General features: G+C 60.5%; 21 protein-coding genes. 15 read left to right on the forward strand and 6 right to left on the reverse strand.

Annotated elements, in window-relative coordinates; genetic code table 11:
* Positions 1-29 precede the first annotated feature (29 nt).
* From J7643_03915 to J7643_03945, 7 genes are all read left to right on the forward strand, one after another.
* Entirely contained in the window at positions 30-998 is a 969-nt protein-coding gene (locus J7643_03915; GenBank protein ID MBO9539721.1) for a hypothetical protein, read from the forward strand.
* 71 nt (positions 999-1,069) lie between these two features.
* Positions 1,070-1,492, forward strand: coding sequence for a hypothetical protein (locus tag J7643_03920; protein ID MBO9539722.1), 423 nt, complete (start codon positions 1,070-1,072; stop codon positions 1,490-1,492).
* Positions 1,493-1,521: 29 nt separating this feature from the next.
* Positions 1,522-2,358 carry a hypothetical protein gene (locus J7643_03925; protein MBO9539723.1) on the forward strand — a complete coding sequence of 279 codons (837 nt, stop codon included), beginning with the start codon at positions 1,522-1,524 and terminating at the stop codon, positions 2,356-2,358.
* Positions 2,330-2,869: a hypothetical protein gene (locus J7643_03930; GenBank protein MBO9539724.1), complete on the forward strand. Its 540-nt coding sequence runs from the start codon at positions 2,330-2,332 to the stop codon at positions 2,867-2,869. Before J7643_03925 ends, J7643_03930 begins: the two co-directional genes overlap by 29 nt.
* Before the next feature lie 15 nt (positions 2,870-2,884).
* Positions 2,885-5,248 carry an ankyrin repeat domain-containing protein gene (locus J7643_03935; protein MBO9539725.1) on the forward strand — a complete coding sequence of 788 codons (2,364 nt, stop codon included), beginning with the start codon at positions 2,885-2,887 and terminating at the stop codon, positions 5,246-5,248.
* Positions 5,249-5,362: 114 nt separating this feature from the next.
* A complete protein-coding gene (locus tag J7643_03940) occupies positions 5,363-5,965 on the forward strand; it encodes a hypothetical protein (GenBank protein MBO9539726.1) in 603 nt (200 codons plus the stop codon).
* 38 nt (positions 5,966-6,003) lie between these two features.
* The gene (locus J7643_03945) at positions 6,004-6,714 is read left to right on the forward strand and encodes a hypothetical protein (protein ID MBO9539727.1); all 711 of its coding nucleotides are present in this window, start codon (positions 6,004-6,006) and stop codon (positions 6,712-6,714) included.
* A 40-nt stretch (positions 6,715-6,754) separates the two neighbouring features.
* Here J7643_03945 and J7643_03950 read toward each other — a convergent pair whose 3' ends face one another.
* Complete coding sequence (locus tag J7643_03950) at positions 6,755-7,663, reverse strand: hypothetical protein (GenBank protein MBO9539728.1); 909 nt, start codon at positions 7,661-7,663, stop codon at positions 6,755-6,757.
* Positions 7,664-7,745: 82 nt separating this feature from the next.
* Here J7643_03950 and J7643_03955 point away from each other — a divergent pair, with 82 nt between their 5' ends.
* From J7643_03955 to J7643_03970, 4 genes are all read left to right on the forward strand, one after another.
* Positions 7,746-7,886: a hypothetical protein gene (locus J7643_03955; GenBank protein MBO9539729.1), complete on the forward strand. Its 141-nt coding sequence runs from the start codon at positions 7,746-7,748 to the stop codon at positions 7,884-7,886.
* Between the two features lie 246 nt (positions 7,887-8,132).
* Positions 8,133-11,072 (forward strand): DEAD/DEAH box helicase family protein, encoded by a 2,940-nt coding sequence (locus J7643_03960; GenBank protein MBO9539730.1) that lies wholly within the window; start codon positions 8,133-8,135, stop codon positions 11,070-11,072.
* A 326-nt stretch (positions 11,073-11,398) separates the two neighbouring features.
* Positions 11,399-12,667: a 50S ribosome-binding GTPase gene (locus tag J7643_03965; GenBank protein MBO9539731.1), complete on the forward strand. Its 1,269-nt coding sequence runs from the start codon at positions 11,399-11,401 to the stop codon at positions 12,665-12,667.
* Between the two features lie 507 nt (positions 12,668-13,174).
* Complete coding sequence (locus J7643_03970) at positions 13,175-13,966, forward strand: hypothetical protein (GenBank protein ID MBO9539732.1); 792 nt, start codon at positions 13,175-13,177, stop codon at positions 13,964-13,966.
* A 239-nt stretch (positions 13,967-14,205) separates the two neighbouring features.
* Here J7643_03970 and ppsA read toward each other — a convergent pair whose 3' ends face one another.
* Positions 14,206-16,824 (reverse strand): phosphoenolpyruvate synthase, encoded by a 2,619-nt coding sequence (ppsA, locus tag J7643_03975; protein MBO9539733.1) that lies wholly within the window; start codon positions 16,822-16,824, stop codon positions 14,206-14,208.
* A gap of 463 nt (positions 16,825-17,287) precedes the next feature.
* Between ppsA and J7643_03980 the strand changes: the two genes are divergently transcribed.
* Positions 17,288-18,025, forward strand: coding sequence for an SDR family oxidoreductase (locus J7643_03980; protein ID MBO9539734.1), 738 nt, complete (start codon positions 17,288-17,290; stop codon positions 18,023-18,025).
* Positions 18,026-18,091: 66 nt separating this feature from the next.
* Here the strand turns inward: J7643_03980 and J7643_03985 are convergent, their stop codons facing one another.
* Positions 18,092-18,400 (reverse strand): helix-turn-helix transcriptional regulator, encoded by a 309-nt coding sequence (locus J7643_03985; GenBank protein MBO9539735.1) that lies wholly within the window; start codon positions 18,398-18,400, stop codon positions 18,092-18,094.
* 403 nt (positions 18,401-18,803) lie between these two features.
* On the opposite strand from J7643_03985, the gene J7643_03990 reads away from it, so the two are divergent.
* From J7643_03990 to J7643_04000, 3 genes are all read left to right on the forward strand, one after another.
* A complete protein-coding gene (locus J7643_03990) occupies positions 18,804-19,211 on the forward strand; it encodes a cupin domain-containing protein (protein ID MBO9539736.1) in 408 nt (135 codons plus the stop codon).
* A 14-nt stretch (positions 19,212-19,225) separates the two neighbouring features.
* The gene (locus J7643_03995) at positions 19,226-19,549 is read left to right on the forward strand and encodes a carboxymuconolactone decarboxylase family protein (protein ID MBO9539737.1); all 324 of its coding nucleotides are present in this window, start codon (positions 19,226-19,228) and stop codon (positions 19,547-19,549) included.
* Between the two features lie 636 nt (positions 19,550-20,185).
* Positions 20,186-20,458: a hypothetical protein gene (locus J7643_04000; protein ID MBO9539738.1), complete on the forward strand. Its 273-nt coding sequence runs from the start codon at positions 20,186-20,188 to the stop codon at positions 20,456-20,458.
* 1,119 nt (positions 20,459-21,577) lie between these two features.
* On the opposite strand, the gene J7643_04005 is transcribed toward J7643_04000, so the two are convergent.
* From J7643_04005 to J7643_04015, 3 genes are all read right to left on the reverse strand, one after another.
* Positions 21,578-21,811 (reverse strand): hypothetical protein, encoded by a 234-nt coding sequence (locus J7643_04005; GenBank protein MBO9539739.1) that lies wholly within the window; start codon positions 21,809-21,811, stop codon positions 21,578-21,580.
* Positions 21,812-22,046: 235 nt separating this feature from the next.
* Positions 22,047-23,180: an aminotransferase class I/II-fold pyridoxal phosphate-dependent enzyme gene (locus J7643_04010; protein ID MBO9539740.1), complete on the reverse strand. Its 1,134-nt coding sequence runs from the start codon at positions 23,178-23,180 to the stop codon at positions 22,047-22,049.
* Positions 23,181-23,233: 53 nt separating this feature from the next.
* A complete protein-coding gene (locus J7643_04015; protein MBO9539741.1) occupies positions 23,234-23,881 on the reverse strand; it encodes a pyridoxamine 5'-phosphate oxidase family protein in 648 nt (215 codons plus the stop codon).
* Positions 23,882-23,936 lie beyond the last annotated feature (55 nt).

Genomic DNA, 23,936 nt, shown 5'->3' on the forward strand with positions numbered 1-23,936 from the left:
AGTAGATTCGGTTTCGAGCGGAGGAATCAATGCTAGACGTGAAGGTCAAGTCGGACACGATCTGGGTCGGCGAGCACTTCTCGGTCGACTTTCAGCGGACCCTGCGCATTCCTGACGACGGGATCGTCTATCCGCTACCGCCCGGCCTGAGTCGCTTTCCCGTGCGCAGGGTCGACGACTACCTCGACCGAGTGCCGCCTGCCTGGCGTGAGCACGGTGGCGTCTTCATTCCCATGTACCAGCGAGAGGCGCTCTGGCTCTGCTTCGGCGGCTCCTACTGGAAGCCCCACGCGGTTAAGATCGCCATCGGCAAGATCAACGTGGTGACCGGTAGGGGCTGGGCTCAGCCCCTCGAGGAATCCCCTCAGGATTACCTCGTCTGCCCGGATCAGCCCTGGCTCGATGGGATCAATGCCGGGGAGGGGATGATTCGCCAGTTCGTCGCCATGCCGCTCGGCCAGGGGTACACCGTCGAGGGACAGCTCACCGGCGCCGAGAAACATGGAGGCATCCAGCTCATCGCCTTCGCCCCGAAGCCGGGGCGTTTTCCCGACGAGCCGCCGCGGGTCGAGACCTGCGATTACCTGGTTTGCGAGAGCGCGGCCGCACCGAGCATGGGCCTAGCGGCCGGCGGCAAGATGACCCAGAAGATCTATGCGGACGAGTACGGTCTCGACACCTGGGACCAGGAGAACTACGGGCGGGTGTTCATCCACATCGTCGACAGCATGGTGTTCCGGGAGATCACAGGGGAAGAACCGCCTCCCACGCCCGTCACGGCGAAGACCTACGCCCAATATCACCTGCCCTGGTTCTCCCTCTATGACGAACTGAAGCAGGACCTACCGCCCTCGGGCATCCTCAAGGGGGTGAAGTCTGTCAAACAGGTCGACGTCGAGAAGGGCCACCAACCGCAGCAAGACGACAGCTCGGTGCCGGTGGACAATATCGTCAAGCTAGGCAAGAAGCCAAACACGGTCCGGGACGGCGAGTGGTAGCCGTGCTGCCGCTGGGTGTCCCGATTGTCTTCCCGAGCCCTCAATTCAACTCACAAAGGAGTTCCCGCGCCATGCGAAGTCCCATACTCCCGCTCCTCACGACCGCGATGCTGGTCTTGGGATCGACCGCTCTTTCTGGTTGTAACGCCCTCTCCGGAATCTCCTCGTTGCCCGGCGTATCCTCGGTCGTTCCGGCGCCCAGCATCGATGGCGACTGGCTGGTGGTGCGTCCCGGATTCTCGACCTTCAGCCTCTCGCTTTACGAGAAGGGCGGGAAGATCACGGGTTCGGCTGGGACCGAACCCTATACGAATCCGCTGGCCGGTACCCGGACGGGGAACAAGGTCGAGTTCGTCATCACCTTCAAGGACAGCACGACCGTCACCTACAGCGGGGACCTCAGCTCCGACGGTTCCCAGATCACGGGCGTCATCGGCTCGGGTAGCTCAGCAGCCGATACCTTCACCGCCAACAAAAAGTCCTCCTCGCGCTGAAGCACAGCTGCGGAAAGGCCCGGTGATTGATGCGCGACGACGAGGAATTGTCGATCGATCCTGGTGATGACGAGCAGGGGCAAGATCTGATCGCCGAGATCGAGGCCCTCTGGGAGCAGCTCCAAGACGGGCTGCCCCCAGAGGAGCGTACGAATTTCGAGGGGACCCCGCGTTCGGTGTTCGCAATCGGCACAGCTACTCAACTTCGGTTGTTCGTCGAACCCGACCTCCCCGCCGTGCCCGGCCTCGATGCGCACGAGTTGTTTGACGAAACGGTCCCCCTGGAGGCCAGCCTCCAGAAGCTTTGTCGCTGGATTGCTGCCCGCCGCGGCAAGCGATGCACGGCCCGGCAGCGATCCCTTCTCCGGTGGCATCTCGAGACCCGGGCGGCGGCGATCCCCCTTCACCTGGTCTTCGAAGGGGAGCCATCCATGCAGGTCACCATCCTCAACCCCGCAGCGAGCCGGGACTGGGACGATGAGGTCCCGGTCCTCGACGGCTGGCATGAGGAGCAGTTTCTGCGCCGGTTCTCGGGGATCCGCGAGAAGACCCTCGACTACCTCCAAGATGCCGAGAGCAAGTACATGGTGTTGCTGGGCTTGGAGCCCTGGCACACGTTCTACGCGACCGAGGTCGACTTCCTGCACGAGGTCGCAAGCTACGAGCTCATCATCACGCTCGGCCGATCCGGCCTGGTGGAGCATGTGCAGGAGGCTTTTGCCTACCTCGTGGCGAGAGACCGGGGGATCGATGCCGAAACCGCGGCGACCTTCCAGCGATTCAAGCTGCTCTACCTGTTCGCCAAGGGTCTGGCGACCGACGACGAGATCCCGTCGCTTGACGATGAAGACGAGGTCCTGTTCTGAGATGGCGGAGATAGGGCTGCTCCTGTGCCTGGTCATGGCGGCGTTCTCGTTGGTGTTCTGGGTGACCGGCGCCGCGATCGCCTGGGTCGGCGAGTTGCTGGACTTGCTGATCAGTTGTGGCAAGAGGGCTGCGAAGCCGGACCGCGGGCGGCATCGTAGGCCGTTGATAACACGCTACCCTGCGACAGCCCTGGGAACGAGACCTTACGACTACCTCCTGGTGGAAGCGGCTCGGCACTACTTCCGGAGGGTCAACGATCGTCACCAGGAGATATTGGCAGCGTTGCCGGCCCCTGACAGTGACAGGCGCCGTGCTCTGGACGATTTCGACTTGGCGCGGGCGCACGAGATGGCCACCCTTGGTTTCCTGGTCGGCAGGATTGTAGCCTCGAGGGAATCGGAAGATGAAGACACTTCGATGACGGCTACGATGACTGAAGGTCGCCGACGGCGACAGCTTGCCTGCCATGCCTATCAGGGCTATCGTAATCATCGGCGTGCAGTTTTCTGAGCAAGGTAAGGTGCCATGCGGTTACGCTCGTTCCCTCTTCCCGAATACGTCAAGGACCGGCACGTCTGCTTCCGGGATCCTTGTCGTGATTTCCTGGTAATTGCCACTCCCGAGGAGCGCGTGAGGCAAAATGTACTCCGAACCTTGATGGAGGGCTACGGCTACCCACAGGAAGCACTTCGCACTGAACTGAAGATGGCTCGCGGCAAGGCCGACCCGCGTCGCTCGGATGTCGTCGCCATGGTCCCGGGGCCCGACTCCGAGCTTAATGTTCCCTTCCTCGTGGTTGAGTGCAAGCGTCCAGGAATCATGCTGGGCCAGGAGGTAATCGAACAGGGCAACTACTATGTGGGCAAGCTGGGAGCCTCTTTCCTGGTGCTTACAAATGGCCAGGAGTCCACGCCCTATGCAGTGACTCGCGAGGGGCTGCGAAAAGTTGCCGACATCCCCACCTTTGAACAGGCATGCAGCGGCACTGGCTGGGAGGCTCGCTACATGGTGGAGCCCAGCTATGTGCGGCCCAGCATGGGGCAATTACGGGACGACGAGTGGGTGGGCGAGGTCTTCGCGGACCACATCGGGGCCGATACCCCCCGCGAGCTTTGGGCGTCGATCGCCAACTTGACCTCCTTGTTCTACGTTGATGAGCCGCTCTTCACTTCACCCATCGACGCTCCGGCCGGCTATAGATTGGTCGAGGATTGGGGAGCCCGGATGCATCGCTTTACAAATGCCGGCGGCGGAGATTGGCCCGGTTGGTACCGTAGCCTGCTGGTGCGCGATCGCGAAGGTGGCGACCATCTTGTCAGGCTTGCCCTGATGGCCAGCGCAAAAACTGAACACGACCTTCACTGGGGGAACATCGCGGGCCGCACCTACCTGCTGGTAGCCGTCAGCGACTTCTTCGCCACCCACAACGCCCTGCAACTCAACGTCAACACCCACTGGGAGCTAGATTCCGCACAACGGGTGGTTCGGGTTTCGCACTCGGGGGCCATGAGTGGCCGCGGCTCCTACAAGCATGAGCGAGTCGTCTCATGGGTGGCACAACATGCCCCAGAACTGGTCGAGCAAGACCTTGTGATGCTGGGTAGCTTCCCGGTCGAGCGGCTGCTGGAATGGCAGGACATCGAGCTGTTGGTTGCCAATCTATGTGTCTACGCTCTGTTGCGTGACGGGTTGCGGAGCGAGGAGAAGCCCGGTGCAAAGCGAGGGACTCCTTCCAAACCTGCGATTCGGGAAAGTCTGGCCGCTGCGATCGCCGATCCTACAAAGCGTGATCTCCCAAACCGCAGCGGACACACGCCCCTGATGCAAGCCGCCTTCCGGGGCTACGATGACCTCGTGGCCTGCGCGCTGGACGCAGGGACGTGCCTCGATACGCAGGACCTCGCCGGAATGTCAGCCCTAATGCATGCCGCCAGCAAGGGACGGCTTGCGGCCGTCGAGCGACTGATGGCAGCCGGCGCTAACCCAGACCTGATCAGTAGGGATTCCCAGAGCGCCCTTCACCTGGCGATCGAGGGGGGATTCGGGGATGTCGTCAAGGCTCTGGTCGGCGCTGGTGCTTCCACGACGATCCGCGACGGCCAAGGAGTAGATGCCTTGCTGTCCGCCATCTACGCGGACCTCGAAACGATCGCATGCTGGCTTATCTCCCGGAGCGTGTGCCTGCAGACCCGCAGCGAGGGGGGGCAGAATCCGCTGCATGCCGCGGCCCAACAGGGCCACCTAGAGGTCGCCAGACTACTCGTGGCTGCTGGCCTGGAGGTCGATCCGCGCGATCGCGAGGGCTGGACACCGCTGATGTTCGCCGCACAGCAAGGACACTTCGAGGTGCTCCGTTTGCTTCTTGATGCCGGAGCCGACCCTCACGCCACCTGTTCGGACACCGAGGATCCGGTGGTGAATTTTGCCGCCGATGGCGACAGCCCCGCGGCGCTCGATCTGTTATTGGCCAGAGGTGCTGATCCCTTTCAACCGAACAAGGAGGGTCGAGCCGCCCTGGCAATCGCTGCCTCGGCTGGTCAGGTCCCGAATCTGGTGCGCCTCCTGGCTCTATCCCATGATCTGGAAGTAAGGGGCGACGATGGCGCCACTCCCCTAATGCTGGCTACTGCCGGTGGGCACCTGGGCGCCGTGGAAGTCTTGATTCGGGCAGGCGCAGATCTCGAAGCTCACGACAACGAGGGACTGACCGCCCTCCACATAGCGGTCGCCTGCTGTCAACTCGATTCGTTCCGGTGCCTTCTGGCTCACGGGGCCAATGCCCATGCCCTCACCGCGGAAGGAAAGACTCCACTTGATCTCGCGCGGAACGCCGGTTGGCGGGAGTTCGAGCAGGTTCTGATATTGGAGGAAAGTCGGGGAGTGTGGTGAAACGCCTAGCCAGACCGGCTATTCCAAGCAAACAGCGACTCATCAAGCCCTCACCCCGTAGGGCTATGAAGCTCGGGGAACAGAGCACGGACTCGATGCGTGATAGGAACTGATATGACCCAGGAAAATGGCTCGCCAGCAGGAAGGGCAAGGGAATGGACACTGGCTGGGCTGGCAACCGCACTTGCTGCCGTGGCTGCCCTGCTTTGGGTTGGCGGCATCCTCGTTCAGTTGGCCAACCACAAAGCCCAGCCCGAGCTGGTCGTGGCCGAGATCTTGGCAGCCGAACTGCTTGCAGTGGCTGGCCTCTTGGCCCTGATGATCCGCCAGCACGCCATCAGCTTGGACGGACCAACCCGACTGGCTCTCGCGAGCTGCTTGGTGGTCGCTAACATGGTCCTCTTGCCCAGCCCGTCCCCGACCGGCATTATCGGAATGGTCCTGTTGTTATGGGGGATCGTGTTCTTGATGCTCCTGAGTGGCGGATTCTCGGCACTCCTCCGGCCAACACCCTATGCGATCCGGACCGGCACCGAAGCCAGTGGCTGTGCTGCCGCGTTGTACTCTCCCCTGCTCCTGTTTCCGCTGGGGTTGGCGTCCGCACTGATCTATACTGTTATGGGACGGATGCTGCTGATCTTCTTTGTTGGGGTCGGCCTCTTGGTGTTCGGGGCCTGTTTCCTCAAAGCCGCCCTGGAGGAGCGCTCTCAACCCTGATGCAGGGTGCGGAGCAACGAAGGACAAGAGGGAGGACCATGACTGGCGTTCGTAGAGGTACCGGTAGACGACAGGCGCGGGAGGGCGAGATCGGTCAGGCCGAGATTCGCCGCGATGTTGCCGCCTGGTCCCGCGAGCAGCTGGAGCAGTTCGCCATCGTGCAGATCCTCAGCAGCACTGTGCTGCGCGATCGCCTGCGCCGCAAGCTGGCCGTGACTCGCAGTCCCGCTGCTGCGCTGGAACAGCTCATCGCCGACGTTGATCGGGTCCTGGACGTTGACTTCATCGAGAGGCGCGAGGTTCGATCGTTCATCGACGATCTCGATGAACTCCTGGCGGCCATCGAGACCATGGCGGAGGTTGCGCCCGAGCAGGCGGTTGATGCCGCCCTGCACTTCCTCGAGGCGATCCCCCGGGTCTTTGAACGCGTCTACGACGAGTGCGAGCTGGCGACGTTCTGCTCGGAGCTGGCAACCCTTGCTGTGAAGCTCGCTGCTCGCTCGTCCCGGGGCATCTGGACTACAGGACAGAAGCTCGTGAAGGCGTACCTGACTGACGACTACGGGCGGTTTGACGAAGTGCCAGAGATCATGGCCAAGGCCCAACTCGATCGGGATCAGCGCTTGGCGCTCGCCGGCATCCTCGAATCCGAGGCCGCTCGGCTTGACCAGTTCCAGGGCGCTCGTCTAACAGCTGCAGCCCATCGCTTGCGACTTGCCCGGGGCCCGCGGCGGAAGGTTTCGACATAGGCGCTGTCTTGCACGCCCCCGGAGCCATGCGGAATCAGGGCTAATCCTCCTGGCCGAGCATCGTCCTGGCCTGCTTGCAGAACTCCTCCCAGGACAGCGCGCCCATCTGAACCTCGTCCTCCCACTCCCGGAGCTGCTCCACGATGTCGCTGTCCTCGAACCAGTCATCGAGCAGGTCATGGAGCTCTCGGAGGTTGGGAACGCGGGGGCCATCGAGCAGGGTGCGAACATCGGCGAGCAACTCCCGAAGAAGCCTCGCCTCCTCCTGTTTCGACGTTTCGTCCCGCAGCCCGTACTTCACCAGCAGCAAGTCGAGGCCCTCTTCCTCCTCCAGGGCGGTCCGCGCATCATCGGTGCCCCATTCGCCGCCGCATGAGAAGGCCAGTAGCTTGGTGCTGCTCCACATCAGGTGGCCAAGGTGAGACATCAGCTGCTCCTTGAAGGCCACTGGCAAGTCTGGCGTCCGATCGAGCAACCGCTGGATGTAGCGCACGTCCCTGACCTGATCGCTGGTCTTCTCGATGCACCAGGAGCTCATGTCGAACTGGAACTCCGGCGAGTGCAACTCGAACCGCTTGGTGCGGATGGGGGTGCCCAAATACGGCAGGAGCATGGCGCTCACGACGTAGGTGACGTCCTCGTCCTTCACGGTCCAGTACAGCGCCAGGATGCCTGTACCACCACCCGTCAGCCTTCCGGGCGTGAGCGAGACGAACGGTCCACTGCCGATCCCCTCGCCGGTCCAGATATCGCCGGCCCATCCTGCGGTACGCGCCTCCACCTGGGCTTCCTCGATGATGCCGAAGGCATGGGCCTTTCGCTCGGCGGACCCGGGCTCGTCCCCGGCCAGGCAGGCCAGGTAGGGCTCGAGTGCCAGGTTGGCAGGTAACGCGTCGGCGCCCTCGAGACGGTAGACGTAGCGGAGATGGAGCTTCGGCTCGGCTTGCATGTCTTGCCTCCAAGGGGCCGGGCGGTGGATAGAGCATAGATTTTAGCACGGTCAGCCGAATGCGCCGCGAAGGCTTTCCTCAGTGTCCGGCAGGAAGCTCGCCTCGGACTTCGACCTCGGCATCCTCCTTCTGCAACACTTCGGCGATGACGCGCGTCGTCACTGCCTCGAGGTGCTCGCTTGGATTCCCGAGACCCAAGCAGGCCAGCTTGACCAGCTGTAAGGTGCATGGACTGCAGTTGCGGCCCCTGCTGCGTCTCGCACGAGGTCCTAGCCGATCCTGTTACCTGACGCCCCCAGGCGCAGTGTGGCCGGCGTTTGACCTTTCAGGTGGCTTAGAATTTCGGAGAGCCCCGAGAGTTCCAGGCCAGATTAGCCCCGGCTCCTGTCTCTACCCCCTGTTTGGTTGGCTGGTTTTGCGGTAACCTTGTAGCCAAGGGTAGATTCCGAGGTCGCAGGGGCTATAACAATGTTTGCCAACAATCGTAAAGAGCTGAACCTGGTGAATCCGCCCGAGGGCAAGAAGGGCCTACGGGAAAGCCAGCTCGGTGCCGTGATGGCGGCAACCTCCCACTTCACGGTCAACCGGGACCCTGCGCTCATCTGCATGCCGACCGGGTCGGGCAAGACCGCGGTCCTGATGGCGCTCTGCTATCTCTTGTCAGCGAAAAAGGTTCTGCTCATCACGCCAAGTCAGCTCGTCCGCAGGCAGATCGCTAAGGATTTCAGCGAGCTTGCGACGCTTCAGCGGATCGGGCTGCTGCCTACGACTGTCGCCGCACCCCGGGTCATTGAGGTGAAGAACCGGGTCAAGGACGAGGCCGCCTGGCAGAAGCTGCTGGCTGAGTACGACGTGCTGGTTGCAACCCCCAACAGCGTCAGCCCCTCGACGAAGAGTGGCATCTCGCCGCCACCAGATGGCGCCTTCGACGTCGTTCTTGTTGATGAGGCTCACCATAGCCGAGCGAAGACCTGGGCGGATCTGCTTGCGCAGTTTCCGACTGCGAAGCAGATTCTCTTGACCGCAACGCCTTTCAGGCGCGACGGGCGCGACATTCGCGCCCGCTTTGTCTACAACTACCCCTTGCGCAAGGCGGTCGAAGACGAGACCTTCGGCGAGATCCAGTACGTGCCCATCGACGTGGAACCGGAAAAGGTGGACCGGGAGATAGCCAAAAAGGTCGAAGCGATTTTTTTGGAGGACAAGAAGGCGGGCCTCGAGCATCGCGTCATCGTGCGCACCAGCCGCAAAGACCGGGCTGATGAGCTGTATGACCTCTACAAAACGCACGCCCCCAGCCTGCGGCTCGCGGTCGTGAGCAGCAATAAGTCGATGGCGGTTATCGAAAAGGCCATCGACGGACTCGAGAAGGGCGACCTGGATGGCATCATTTGCGTCGACATGTTGGGTGAGGGCTTTGATATGCCCAATCTCAAGATCGCGGGCCTGCATGCCCCCCATAAGTCGCTGGCCATAACGCTCCAGTTCATCGGTCGGTTTGCTCGAACCATTGTCAAGCAGAGCGGCCAGAAAATCGGCCCGGCCAAGTTCGTGGCGGCGCTCAATGACATGGAGATCGAGAAGGAGAAGCTCTTCAGGGAAGACGCCGATTGGAAGCGCATCATCGTAGATCTCAGCGAGAAGCGTATCGGCACGGAGCTTTCGACCCAGGAGTTCTTTGAGGCGTTCGATGTGCTCAAGGAGCCGATGGATGCCGACGTGCCGCAGTACCTCTCCAAGACGAGCTTCCGACCTTTCTGCCACGTCAAGGTCTTTGAGGTCGTGGGTGGGTTCGCCCTGCGCGCGAGTCTTGATTCGCCCAATCACGACGTGCTGTTCCATGAGATCAGCGTCAAGCATCAGACCGCAGTCATTGTCTGGGCAACCCGCAAGAAGCCAAAGTGGCTGAAAGACGATGTCTTGAGCAATGTCACCCACGAGATGGTCGTCGTCCACTACGACCCGACAACCCGGTTGATGTTCGTTTGCTCCACCGACCGAAGGGAGGAGTTCTACGCGCACGTCCTCAGTCAGTTCGTGGGGGGGATGTACCGCGAGCTGCCCTTGACGGTGCTCCGGCGGGCGATGGCCGGTTGGACGGACGAGCGGTTCAGTAGCGTAGGCATGCGTAGTCGCCGCTTCCGGACCGGCACCGAGTCCTATCAGATCAAGGCGGGCTCGAATACTCAGCTGGCCGTACATGCGTCGGACGGCCAGAACTACGTGGGGGGGCATCATGTCGGCAGCGGCAAGAACGAGAAGGGCCAGACCGTCTTGCTGGGGCTCAGCGGCACGTCCAAGATGTGGACGATCAAGTACGTTCCAATACCTGAGCTTATCGAGTGGTGCGATGAGCTCGCTGTAAAGGTTTCCGACGAGACCCATGACCAAGCAAAGTTACCACTCGGGGACGTCTTCGAGTACGGTGAGCAAATTACAGCATTCCCCAATGGCCTGGATCCGTTTGCCGGCGAATGGCACATGGATGTCTTCAAGAATGGGCACCGGGCGAGACTCGTCGACAGCAATGGCTCTTCAACTGTAGCGCCGCTTCAGGACCTCGAGTTGCAGGTTGATCCTAAGCAGAGCACCACCAACCGACTCGTGTTCACCATTGGCAAGGGCTCCACCAACGTCGAATTCGATTTGGTCCTCAAGCCCTTCCCGACGTTCTCTGTGACCCCAGGCCAATCTTGCGCCTTGTACGCGTGCCACGGGCAAGACGTAGACGGCGACTTCGTGACCTACCTCAACGGAAAGCCGCCTGTCTTCTACTTTGAGGATATGTCCTCCCTCGCACAGAAAGATGTCTACGTGGCTCGCAAGACCGACGTTGTCCATTTCCCTGTCGGCCGGCTAGATTGCGTTGACTGGAAGGTCGCCAAGGTAGACATTCGGCAAGAAGTGACCACGTCGAAGGTGGGGCACACCTCGATCCACGACCATTTGAAGAAGGCGCTTTTGCCCTTGTTCGACGTGCTCATCTACGACCAAGGTGCAGGCGAGGTGGCCGACTTCATCGGATTCGAGAATGGGGCGACACCCCGCGTCGTACTCTACCACTGCAAGGGCTCGGGCAAGACCACAGCAGGTAGCCGGGTCGACGACCTCTATGAGGTTTGCGGTCAGGCCATCAAATCCGTTCAATGGGCAGATAAGCGCCGTTTGCTCGAGAACCTCAATAACACCAACCGCAAGGTCAGGCAGTACCTCAAGGGGACGGCCGCGGACGCCCAAGCCATCGTAGCGGCGATTGGCGGCCGTGACTTCGCTCTCGAAATCGTCATCGTCCAACCAGGGCTCAAATCCAAGCCCAAGGTCGTGGACCGTCTTGCCCGCCTCCTCGGTGCTGTAGATGAGCATCTCCACTCCAGTACGGGCTCTCAGCTGCGGGTGATGTGTTCCTGAACCCCAGCCAACCGATGAAATAGAATGAATCAGTTAATGTGACCCATAGTGGGGTTTGTTGGCCGATATTGATGGTGGAGGTGACTACCAGTAAATGGGGGCAGGTCCGGCGGTGTGCACCAAGGATAGCCTTGCCATGAGACTCGATCGTCGCCAGGCGTGACAGTTCGAAGCCAGATGCGCAGCCCCATTCCAAAAGGGCGGATGGATCAGGCCGCAAGCTAAGCTGCGCACTGTTCGCGCGCCTTTTTGGACTAGCAAATGTTAACCCTTCAGCTGTATCGGGTACACCAAGGTGCCGCCCACTGAATCGAGAGGGTAGAACGATGACCAACAACTTTGAAGAGCGCCTCAAGAACGTGCGTGATCTTCTCCGATCCACCGATGAGATGTTCGAAAACGCCGTAAGCTATCTCCCGAAGGACATCCAGAAATTTATCCGTGAACAGGTCTACGACCGCCTTTTTGGTGAGCTAAGGGAGTCTATCGTTCAGTCTCGCCCGCCCCGCATCATGGTCATCGGACGTACGGGCCACGGCAAGTCGTCGTTCATCAATGCCCTGGCGGGGCGGAGGGTTGCCGAAACCAGCAAGGATAGACCTGGTCAGCACCAAGCCGAGGAGCATCCCATCGTCTTTCCAAGTGGGTTCTCATGGAACGTAATTGACTCCCGCGGGCTTTTCGATGCGACGACTCCGGATGGGGCCAGCGAAACGAATGCCGCAGACACCCTAAAGAGAGACTTGGAAACGTACGATCCTGATGTAATCATCCACGTTCTGCCGGCGAACGAGCGAGCAATCAGCGAGGACCTAACGGTCTTCCGTCGCTTCCAGGATGGATTCCGGGTCTCAAAGCCAACCATCATAGTCTTGAACAAGGCCGACGCAGTCAATCCGCTTAGAGCCTGGCCTCCCGAGGCATACCCCCAGAAGGCCGGCGAGTTGTTGGCCCACATGCGATACCTTGCCGATGAAGTTCTGCGGGTCGAGCACGAGGATCTCGTGGAAGATAGACCCTTCTTGGGATTCTTGGTAAAGGACAGCGCGTATCAGGCAATCATTCCCGTGGCGTCTTACCGTGAGGAAGGCGAAGAAGAGTGCGTTTGGAACCATGATTTGGTTCGTTCATTCATCGGTAATGTTCTGCCCAAAAGTGCTCAGTTCTCCTTTTACGTTGCGCAGAACAACATGAGCTTATTGCGTGAGTACACAGACAACATCATAAACTCGTTTGTTGTTGCAGCGGGAGGGGTTGGCGGCACTCCGATACCCGTTGCCGATATTGTCGTTCTTACACCTCTGCAAATGCTGATGATCGCTCTAATTGGAACAATGGCCGGACGTCCTCCGTCGATGGACACCGCGACGGAGTTCCTTGCCGCGGCTGGCGTCAATGTGGGCGTCGGACTTGGACTACGGGCCGCTGCCCAAACCATCTTGAGGGTCTTCCCGCCGACTGCCCCTTTCGCTCCCTTTATCAGCGCGGGCGTCGCGTCACAGGGAACCTTGGCCTTGGGCAAGGCGGCACAGGCGTACTTCTTCAAGGATGTGACTGATCCCGGAGGTGCCGGAAAAGTCCCCGTTACACCGTAGGGACACGGTCGTCTGCCTACGGGAACCGCCTATGAAGTAACGGGCATGCGAACCTGCATCTTCCAAACACCCTTCAAACGGTGGATGTCGCAGATCAATTGCTTGATCTCGGCTGGCAGCCGCGCCAGAGCTTGATTCGACGGGCAACCATGATGACAGAACACCCAGCGGCTCGGTTTAGCGAGTCTGGACCCACCGTTGACATCGTAGAGGTCACTGGTTCGAATCCAGTTGTGCCCACTAAAGAACCCCGGATTAGCGATTCATCTCGCTTTCCGGGGTTCTTTCTTTGCGGAAGCCGAGTTCAAGGCCCAGCCGCCAAGTTCGCATCGACCCGCCCCCGCCTCCTCTGCGAGAAAAATTCTGGTGGAGGCGCGATTTAACAAGAGGCGAGAAAGCGTTAGCGTTCAGTCATCTGCAGGATGTCTACCTTGGTGTGTGACCTTGCCCCGGGAGGCCCGAGCGCCGAACCCGTTTCCGCTTCGGCCCCCACAAGAGGAGGCAACCATGTGTCGTTCGGGATGGCTTGTCGGCCTGTGTGCCGTGGGGATCGCTTGCATGACCGGCTGCGCCGGGATACCTGGCACGTCGAGTGGGGACCTCAGCGGGGCCCAGTCCGGCTTTGCGCTCACCGTCCCGGCCCCAGACGGCTATCAGGGCACCGGCGATCTGAGCATGCGCTTCACAATGCCCCGTGGTACGGACTACGAGCTCGCGGCCCTCGGCTCGGACATCGAGCGGATTGACGTCATCCTCACCGCACAGGGCGCCATCTCCTTGCCCCCAGGCATCCCGCTGCCGTTCCCCGCCTCGCAACCCAAAGGGATGCCGACCCATCCGAGCACGGAGCCCGTGAACGCTCCGCCCCTGCCCCCGAAGGACCTGGAAACATTTCCCAACATCCTGACCGACCCGCCGCCCCCGGGGGCTCCCACCACTCCTTACCCTGTTCCCGCACCGCCCCCCCGCCTGGAGAAGCCCTTGTATCATCCCAACGTGCTCGCCAAGGCGTCCATCAGCCGCGGTGAGCTGGACAAAGGTCAAGGAGATGTCGTCTTCAACGGCCTAAAGGCCGGGGTCTACGGTATCGAGCTCGTGGCGTTCGGCCGAGATGGCCAGCAGATCGCCACCTCCATGCAGAGCGCGACGATCCGCGACGGACAAACCGTCAGCGTGAACGCCACCTTCCCCCTCGGCGGACAGGGAAGCGGGACCAACGTCACCACGAGCGTCACGACCGGCCCCGGAACTCTGGTTTCAGCAAGCGCCGGAGGCGAGGTCCCCCCCGCGCGCCCATAACGGCCCGAGAGGCAGGTCTGTCGCGGGCGATCGCCGAAGCGGGTCTCGGAGGCCTCCTCCGCAACCCGCTTCCTTGGGAAGAATGTTTTCTCAACCTGCTCGTATTAAACGAATGGAACCGCGTGGATCAACGACGAGCATGGCGACCGACAGGATTCCTTGTTGCCCCCTGAGCGTCGCAACCGGCTGAAGCGCTCCGAGGAGCGCAGCTGCCAGGCGCAAAGTGAAGGTCAAGCACCTCACAACAGGACTTGTACATACCCTTCCGTTCCGTGAACCCGGATTCTTTGCCCGTCTTTTATCAGTTTGGTCGCATTCTCCACGCCGACGACGGCGGGCAAGCCATACTCCCGGGCAATGACGGATCCGTGGGTCATCAAGCCGCCCACCTCGGTGACAAGGCCTTTCAAGGATACGAACAAAGGCGTCCAGCTCGGGTCGGTGAAAGAAGTGACCAGGATATCTCCCGCTTCGAGGTTGGCATCTTTCAGGCTCGAAACGACACGAGCCCGTCCCTCGACGACTCCGGAAGAAACGGGAAGTCCGGCGATCGCATCGGCAGGGAGGTCCTCTCGTTTGTACGCACCCGCCAGGATTTCACCTTCAGACGTGAGCACTCGCGGTGGCGTGAGTCTTTCAAATACTCCAAACGCGACTTTTCGTTCGCTAATGATCGAGTCATCGAGCTCCTTGGTGCGTACGACTTCACGGAACTCCTCGAAGGTGAGGTAGTAAATATCTTCTTTCTCTCGGGTCACGTTGGCGGCCACGAGTCGTTCAGCTTCTTTCAGAAGCGCCTGCTTATAAACGAAGTACCGACTCACGATGCCGTATTTAGGATATTCACGGTAGCCGCTGAGATTTCGGACGAGGTTGATCATCCGTTTCGTCTCTTCGACTTTTTCCTCGCCATCCGGCAATTGCTTCACGCGCTCCAAGAGCTCATGCGCTTTGTCCAAGGCCTCTTGTCGCCCTTTCTCGAATTTCTGGTGGCTGGCATGAGGCGCAAAGTTCTGGATATTCCCGAGAATCATCGGGACGAGCGTGGTGGGCCTTTCCATCCACCGCGGTCTGGTGATATCGATCTCACCGGCACACCGCATGCCGTATTTCTGGAGATAGGCCTGGATGGCTTCTCGGGCTTCTCGACCACCTTCGAGGTTCATCAGTTCCTCAAAGAACCGATCATCGGTGGCATGCGGTAAGTAGCTGATGACCTCTGGATAGGGACGGATCACATCCGAGACATCCAGCAACTCTAGCCCCATCTCCGAGGTGATGTTGTTGGGGACGGCTTGAGAAAGCTTGTCTGCTACGTTTTTCTCTCCCAGCCACTCCTGCATCTTATCGTTGAGCCAGAATGCCGCATTCATCGCCGTGATGATCACGCCCAGGCTTTGCGGGTCGGCCATGAGTTTTCTCAGCTGCTGGATGTCTTCCAGGATGAAATCAAATAGCTCGGATCCTGATCTTGCCTGGATATCCTGTTTCAAGGCGTCGAGCGATGCTTGAGTGCTTCCAATCAAGTCAGAAACGGTCTCCGGATCGTAGTCGTTCAAGGTCTGAAGCGTCGCAGGCGATAAGCCTGGATGGCCTTTGCCGGAACTCGGTCCCTGGGGCTCCTCTTGGTGCAATTGGATAAAATCCCCTCGCTCCAAGAGGGTCGTCAGGGCATCCTTGATGAGCGGATCGGATTTTCCCAGGCCATTCACGATCATGCCGCGCTTGGCAGGAGAAGCCAGTTCCTGCGTGATGTCGACGAACAGGCGTCCACCTGCTTCAAACATGGGGCGAGCAGCCGTCAACTGGAAGAACGACAGCCCCAGGGGTTTCATGGGGTCGGTCATCATCTGCTGATGCCCGACGGAGACATAGACGCGGTTTTCTTTATCACCGGCCTCGGGGATGGGGTACAGCGTCGTGATCGGCCGACTCTGGACGATATGAAACGCATCATCTGCCAGGCACCATTCGATGTCCTGGGGCTGGCCGAAATGTTCTTCGAGCTTTCGCCCCAAGCGCTCGAGCCGCAAAATCTGCTCATCCGTGAGCGCTTGCCGATTTTGCAGCGCTGGCGGGATCTCCCGTTCTTTCGTACCGCCGTCTTTCAAAGCATCGTACGATAGCCTTTTGGCAGCTATCTTCTTGTCGATGATCTTGCCATCACGCAGTTTGTAGGTGTCGGGGTTCACCAGGCCGGAAACCAGGGCCTCACCGAGACCGAAACTCGCTTCAATGGCGGACGCCTTCCGATTGGATGTGACAGGGTCGGCCGTGAACAAGGTTCCCGCCGCCTCCGGGATGATCATCTCCTGGACGACGACAGAGAGATGAACCTTGCGGTGGTCGTAGCCGTTTTGAAGGCGATAGGCAACCGCTCTCTCGGTGAAGAGCGAGGCCCAGCACTTGCTGATGTGCCGGAGGATGGATTCGCATCCGATGATGTTCAAATAAGTATCGTGCTGCCCGGCGAAGGAGGCCGTCGGCAGATCCTCTGCCGTTGCGCTGGATCGTACGGCATAGGCGTTTTTCGCTCCGAGCCTGGAGAGATGACGGGTGATCGCTTCCTGGATGTCTTCGGGGATGGTAAGGCCTTCGATGATCCTGCGAATTCTGCCGCTCAAGCCGCTGATTTCAGCCCGATCTTCGATGTTCAGAAGCGATAACTGGTCAAGAAGCTCCAGGACCGACGGCGTTTCCTCGATGATTCGCTTGTAGGCTTCGGTCGTGACACAGAATCCCTCTGGTACGCGGAGGCCTTCCACCCGGGAGATTTCACCCAAGTTCGCACCCTTGCCGCCTACAGCCAGGAAGCTTGTTTTGTCGATGTCCTGAAAGCCCAGAACGTATGAACTCATGTCTTTCGCTCCTTTGGGAATCCTCTCATCAGTACCCGGATTTCAGCTCGTCCATCTCGGTGAAAGCCGGCACCAGCAGGCCATCATGCGGTAAGCCCCCCCGGTTGCGGCAAGCCCCCTCGCAAGGTATATACTTATAGTGGGGAAAGCTTCTCTATCCCTCTTGGATCAGGCGTGCGACTCCACTCGGGGTTTCTCTCAGCCGCCCACACACCTTCTTACGATGTCCTGGTGACAGCTCGAAACTCGTCCAGCCAGGCTCACTCACCCCCCGGAACTGCGATTCGTTTCGCTTTCCGGGGGGTTTCCTATCTAGACATACTGATTCTCGCTTGCCATCCGATCTGCAAGCATATTGCTCGGATGATCACTCGATGCGCGGTCCAAGGACCATTCCTCTGAAAGCCTGAAGCAGCGACATCCTTCCGAAAGCCTACAATGAGATTACGATGGAGGAATCACCATGGATTTGAACATTCAGGGAAAACGCGCGCTGGTCATGGGCGCCTCGAGCGGCCTTGGCCGAGCGATCGCAAAGGCGCTGGTCGATGAGGGCGTGAAAGTGGCTATCTGCGCGAGGGGCGAGGCACGTCTCTTGGAGACGGCCAACGCGATCGGAGCAGAGCTGGCTTTGACTTGCGATCTCGCTCAGCCGGGCGGCGCGGAAGCCCTCATGCGCCAAGTCATCGAGCGCTTGGGCGGGATCGACATTCTCGTGACGAATACCGGCGGGCCGCCTAAGGGGAACTTTGCCGATCTGTCTGCCGGAGCATGGCAAACGGGATTCTCCGGTCTTTGGATGAGCGCGGTGGAGGCCATTCGCGTGGCCCTCCCCGGAATGAAAGCGCGCCAGTGGGGGCGTATTCTGCTGGTTACCTCGGTTGCCGCCAAAGAGCCCTTGGCAGGTCTGACCGTCTCCAACGCCCTGCGAGCTGGACTTTTGGGGCTGACCAACAGCCTCAGCCGAGAAGTGGCGGCGGAAGGGATCACCGTTAACGCCCTCATGCCGGGTTATACCAAGACCGAGCGATTGGCGGAACTCGGGATCCCCGACGAGTCCTTGACGGATCAGATCCCAGCCGGACGACTGGGACGCCCGGAAGAGTTGGGAGCCCTGGCGGCCTTCTTGGCTTCCGAACAGGCAAGCTACATCACGGGCCAGGCGATCGCTTGTGACGGTGGCTATCTGAGAAGTATCTAACGGGACTTCAGCCATCCCCGAGGAAACTTTCTAGCCTCATCCTGCCAAATTTGGCAGCCTGTTGTGTTAATACAACAAGCTGCCTTTTTTGTTGTGGCTCTGGAAGAAGCCTTTTGCCGATTTGGCACCTTCCGGATCGATCTCAAAGGGTTGTGCCGAAGACGGCAGACGTTTGATGTCGCGCTTCGGCGGCAGGCCAAACTGCCTCATGTATTTGCGGCTGAACTGGGATGGGCTGACGTAGCCAAGCCGCAAGGCAGCACGACTGGCATCGAGGTCCTCGACGAGCATCAAGCGCCGCGCTTCCTGGAGGCGCAACTGCTTCAGGAACTGCAAAGGGCTCATCGAGGTGCTCTCGCGGAAGTAATGGTGCATCGACGAGGGCTCATTGCTGCCCTGCTGGCGAGTTCCTCCACGCTGAGTGGCTCGGCGTAGTGTTGAGGGAATGGGATCGCAAGGTCCACATTGCCGCTGCCCCAACGTGCAAACTTGGCGGCCATCTCCGAGCGCAATGCCGCAGTATCCAGGCGTTGCGCGTGATGTCTGATCGCATCGCTCATCCCGCTTTTCTCCGTTCGGTCCATCGGCTAACCCCGTGCGGCCGTATACCTCGTCTCATGGCGCACCTTTGCTGGTCGTGGAGGATTGTGCAAGAAGTCTGGAGGATTCACCTACTTTGTTCGCCCTCCCCTGAGTACGATGACCTCGCCCTTTCGGTGGCCTTGAGCACCCGGGAGGCTCCCCAATCGTCTTCTAGCGACCAAGAGGAGGACTGAGGATGAAACTCCAGCGCAGCGGTTCACAGCCCTCCGTGAAAGGACCGGCTGAAAACTTCACCGGCAACGTCCGCATCGATCCCCTGTTCCAGGCTCCCGGTCCGGGTAGCGTTAGCGGATCCTATGTCACCTTCGAACCAGGGGCCCGCTCGGCCTGGCACACGCACCCGCTGGGCCAGACCCTGATCGTGACGGCCGGCTGCGGCTACGTTCAGAGCGAGGGCGGCCCGCTCAAGGTCATCCGGCCAGGGGACGTGGTCAGCTGCCCACCCAATGAGAAGCACTGGCACGGTGCCTCGCCGACCACGGGCATGACCCACATCGCCATTCAGGAGGCGCTTAACGGCAAAGCCGTCGAATGGCTGGAAAAGGTCAGCGACGAAACGTACTACGCCACCCCCGAGGCGTGAGAAAGGAATCCCCCATGTCCGACAACCGACCGCCCTCTGCTGCTCAGAAGCAGTTCGGAGAAATCGCGCCAAAGCTCGCAGAGCTGACCGACCGGGTGCTGTTCGGCGAGGTGTGGCCTGGCCCGGAGCTCTCCCAGCGCGATCGCAGCCTGGTGACCGTCACGGCCTTGATTGCGGGCGGGCACACCGAACAGCTGCCGTTTCACATGAACCGGGCCCTTGAGAACGGGGTGACGCGAGACGAGATCATCGGCATCATCACTCACCTCGCGTTTTATGCCGGATGGCCTCGGGCCATGTCCGCCATTCAAGTCGCAAAGGAAGTCCTCACGAAATAGGCGGCCAAACGGTGTAGCACAACCCAAGACACCGATCGCTATCGTCTTTGAACAGACAAGGAGTATCACCATGCGAGCAACGATCCTGTACGGACCACGCGACGTGCGTTTTGAAGCGCGAGACGAAAGGAGCGGGGGTGTCCACGAATCGGAGCAAGGCCACTCTGGCTGACCTCCTGATCGCGTCACCTCCGCCACGATGCTTCAGGCGGTAGGCCTATTCCAAGCAGGCTTTACGGTGGGGCACGACGGGCATTGTGGACCAACAATGACGGAGGTAGTGTATCGGCGCCAAAAGCACATGCATGGAGGAGGTTCCGCATGAAAGCAAGCAGTCTGGCCGCATTAGCCCTCATGTCAGCAGGTTGCGCTGCCCAGGCCCCGACGATCGGCCAGACCCCGGAAAGCAAGCCGGCGCCGACCGTTGCCCATGTCACTGCCGAAAACCCGCCTGCCAATACCGATCGCGCCGTGGCCATGGGGCCGATGGGCCAGCCGAGCATGGGCCGATCGAGAGGCGGGCCTGGAATGGGGCGATCGAGAGGCGGGCCGGGCATAAGGCAGGGCAACTTTCCGCGCGCGAGAGGGCGGTACCTGCCCCCCACGACCTTCATGGGTCCAGCGCAGCCGGTTCCGATGGGGCCATTTGACGTGACCCCCGGCCGCGCGCCCCAGACCCAGGATGAATGGGACTACGTCCTTTCCCGCCTCTCCTGGGGCCAGAAGATGACCTTGATCAACCAGATAAAGGGGCAAGTCGGCATGCAACCCTCCGTCTTCCCGCCTTACAGCGGCCCGCCTACCAGCGCGCCGCAAGATCCCTGGGCGGGGCGGGGCGGCATCCGCAGCACTCCCGATACGACGTTCCTCCCGCCGCAGCCGCAGCCAGTTCCGGTGACCGGCGAGTAGCCGCTCACTTGGGAAGTAAGCGGAACCCATGCCAGGCTCGGTGATGAGGTGTGTGCTCCGGAAGGAGACACTCGTCCAGCCAAGCCCACTCACAACCCCCTGGAAAAGACCAGGGGGGCTTTTCTTTTGGTTAGAAATCAAGCAGGTCATCGAGGTGCTCCAACACAAGCATTCATTCCTGGTATTCTTGCGCCCGAGGATCTGTGGCAGCCGGTGCAACACACCACCCAGCAACCACGAGAGACGGACGTTTCGCAGGGTCACGCCATCTCCTCACCCCGGTTCCTCAACGCAGTTGGGCACGCTTGACGATGGTACGTCCAGATCGCTTCGGTCGAGTGGATCATGTCTGCAACGCTAACCAGATGAAACGTGTCCCGTATCATCTAGCGCTTGGTGTCGCTCATCTTCAATCAAGCCCTTCTGCACGCATGATTAGGCGTCTTGCTGACGGCTCTCATCATTTCAATGTTGTAACGTCTTGACATTCTTGAAGAACACACCTCGCTCGTTGAAGCCGAAACACCTGTGACTTCTTGATCTCAAGAATGGGCGGACACATGCAGGCGCCTCATTTCCCAAGGTCCTTCTGCGCATCCGAGGTGTCACCGATCGGTGGCGCTTCTTCACGATTGAGAGGGAAAGGATTGAAGACGGAACGAGTAGCTTTGGGCTGCTTAGTGACAGGGATGGCACTTGCTTTGCTCGGTTGCGGACTTCAGGCGCCCGCAATACCGCAAGCGACCTCTAATGGGAGTACGAAGAAGGCTCCGCTTAGCATTCAGGGTACGAGTGGCTGCGGGGATACGACGGCAGAGGATGCAACGGCAGACGATCCACCACCAAGATTCGGATCCCGGGGAAGGTTTGGTGGCGGACGGCAGTTCGGTGGTGGTGGGCAATTTGGCAGAGGTCAAACTGCAGGAAGGCAGGGTGGTGGAACCACCACCTTTTACAACCAACCGATGTCAGGCCCTGTTAGCTCTGTCAACACAGGGCAAAGCGGGGCCACGGGTGGAAACAGGTCGCCAAGAAGGATGACTCGTGACTTCGGGCGACCGAACCTTACACCGTATTACGGTGGCGCGGGTTCATACATGATGGACGGCGGATCGGGACCTAATGTACCAACCATACAAGAAATGCTGCGTAGGCAAGAAGAAGAGGAAATGAGGTTGCGGTTTCAATCGCAGTGGGAAACCGGGGTTTTTCCGTTATTGCAGCAACAGGAGATGCAGCAACAACGCCTGAGATCTCTTGAGGAGATGGAGCTGCAACGTAGGCAGGAACAACAGCAACAGCAGCAACAGCAACAGCAGCAACAGCAACAACAAGAGCAGCAACCGCAAACAAGATATCCTAGGGTACCGGCTTAGCGATGCTTCAGAAATTAGGGTGAGCGTTTTCTCGACGAGCCCAGTGCTGGATTCAAGGCCCAGGTAGAGATACCTGGGCCTCTTCTTGTTCGCCTAGCCAGGATTGACGTTCTTCCGAAAAAAAGATCCTGCTGAAAGGTCCATGCTTCGCTTACCACGGCCGAGGCGTAAAGGCCGTGCATGGATGCCCCCTTGCACGCCGGGCACGGTACTCAGAGTCTGCCCTGGCCCCGCAGCGCTTGGTCCAGGTCCGCGCATAGGTCCTCGGGGTGTTCCAACCCCACGGACAGCCGTAGCAAGTTGACCGGGGTTTTAGTGGACGGGCCTTCAATCGAAGCCCTGTGCTCGATCAGGCTCTCGAATCCACCCAGGCTCGTCGCTCTCGTGAACAAGCGGACGCGGGCCGCCACCGCCATGGCTTCGTCATGGCCACCCTTGACCTGGAAGGAGAGCATCCCGCCGAAAGCGCGCATCTGACGGGCGGCAATGTCGTGGCCTGGATGCGTGGGCAGGCCCGGATAATGGACGAGCTCGACGGCCGGGTGGGCGTCAAGGAAGCCGGCCAAGGCCATCGCATGATCGGCGTGGGCGCGCATGCGAAGTGGCAAGGTCCGCAGCCCGCGCAGCGCCAACCAGGCCTCGAACGGCGAGGGCACCGCGCCGGCCTGAATCTGAAGCTCCCGGATACGCTTGAACAGTGGCGTGGCGCTCTTCGAGACGACCATTCCACCCAGCACGTCGTGGTGGCCCCCGATGTATTTGGTCGTCGCATGCACCACGAGGTCGACCCCGAGGTCGAGCGGCCGCTGGAAGATGGGCGTGCACCAGGTGTTGTCGCAGGCCACGGCCGCACCGCTCGCCTTGGCCAAGGCCACAACCGCGGCAATGTTCGTGACTTTCAGCAACGGGTTGGACGGCGTTTCGATCCAGACCAGGCGGGTGGGCGTCTCCAATGCCTCCCGCACCTGGGCGAGGTCGTCCATATCCACGAAGGCCACGTCGAGGCCCCAGGGCAGGAAGACATCCCGCAGAATCTTGCCGACGCCCATGTAGGCGTCATTCGGCGCAACGACTCGATCACCGGGCGCGAGTGCTTGGAAGACGGCAGTCGCCGCGGCCATGCCGGAGGAGAAAGCTGCCGCGGCTTCGCCGCCTTCGAGCAGGGCCATCGCTTCTTCCAGTGCCGCGCGGTTGGGGTTGGAGTCTCGGCTGTACTCGAAGCCGCGCGGGTACTCCCCCGACGGGTCACGCTCAAAGGTGGTCGACAGCGAGATAGGCGGGGCGATCGCCCCCGTCGCAGGATCAGGACGTTGGGCCGCATGGACGGCGAGAGTCTCGAGATGCACGGTGATTCACTCTTTCTTTAAGGGCAGCGCTTCAACCAGGAATACAGGCTCGCTCATGGGCGCACCAGCCCGGTGAACGAGACACCTTCAGCCAGCTGGCTATCCGGCACTGGCGCCTCCATCGTCAGCTTGAGCGGCACCACGCCGGCCCAGACCGGAAGCGCATAATCGTCCTCATCATCGACAGGGCCCCCCGTGCGGATCTTGGCGGATGCCTCGGCGATCGGCAGCGCCAAGACCATCGTGCCGGCGAGCTCGGCAGAGCTAGGTTGGCGTGCCACCTCCCAGCGCCCTGGGGTCAGGTGTTCGGTGAGCGCCCGCAGCGCTTCTCGCTTGGCGCTTTCGTCCTCCACGAGACTCGCCTGGCCGAAGACAACCACAGAGCGATAGTTCATGGAGTGGTGAAACGCCGAGCGTGCCAGAACCAAGCCATCGAGGAGGGTGACGGAGAGGCAGACATCCGCGCCAGCCCTGAGCGTTCGCAAGAGACGGCTTGCGGCAGCGCCATGGAGGTAAAGCGTCTCATCTATCCGAGCGTAGGCCATGGGGATCACGAAAGGCTGGCCGTCGGCGACAAACCCGACATGGCCGACAAGGCCCTCATCCAGGATGGCGTGGACCACCTCTCGATCGTAGGCGGCTCGCTTGGCTCTGCGCTTGATGGTTGAGCGCTCGGTGGGCGGATAAATCCGGTCGGTCATGGGGCATCTCCTGGGACGAGGGGGGTGAACGAGAAGCAGACCTGGCTTTCGCAGC

Source organism: bacterium, from assembly GCA_017744355.1.
Classification (GTDB): domain Bacteria; phylum Cyanobacteriota; class Sericytochromatia; order S15B-MN24; family UBA4093; genus JAGIBK01.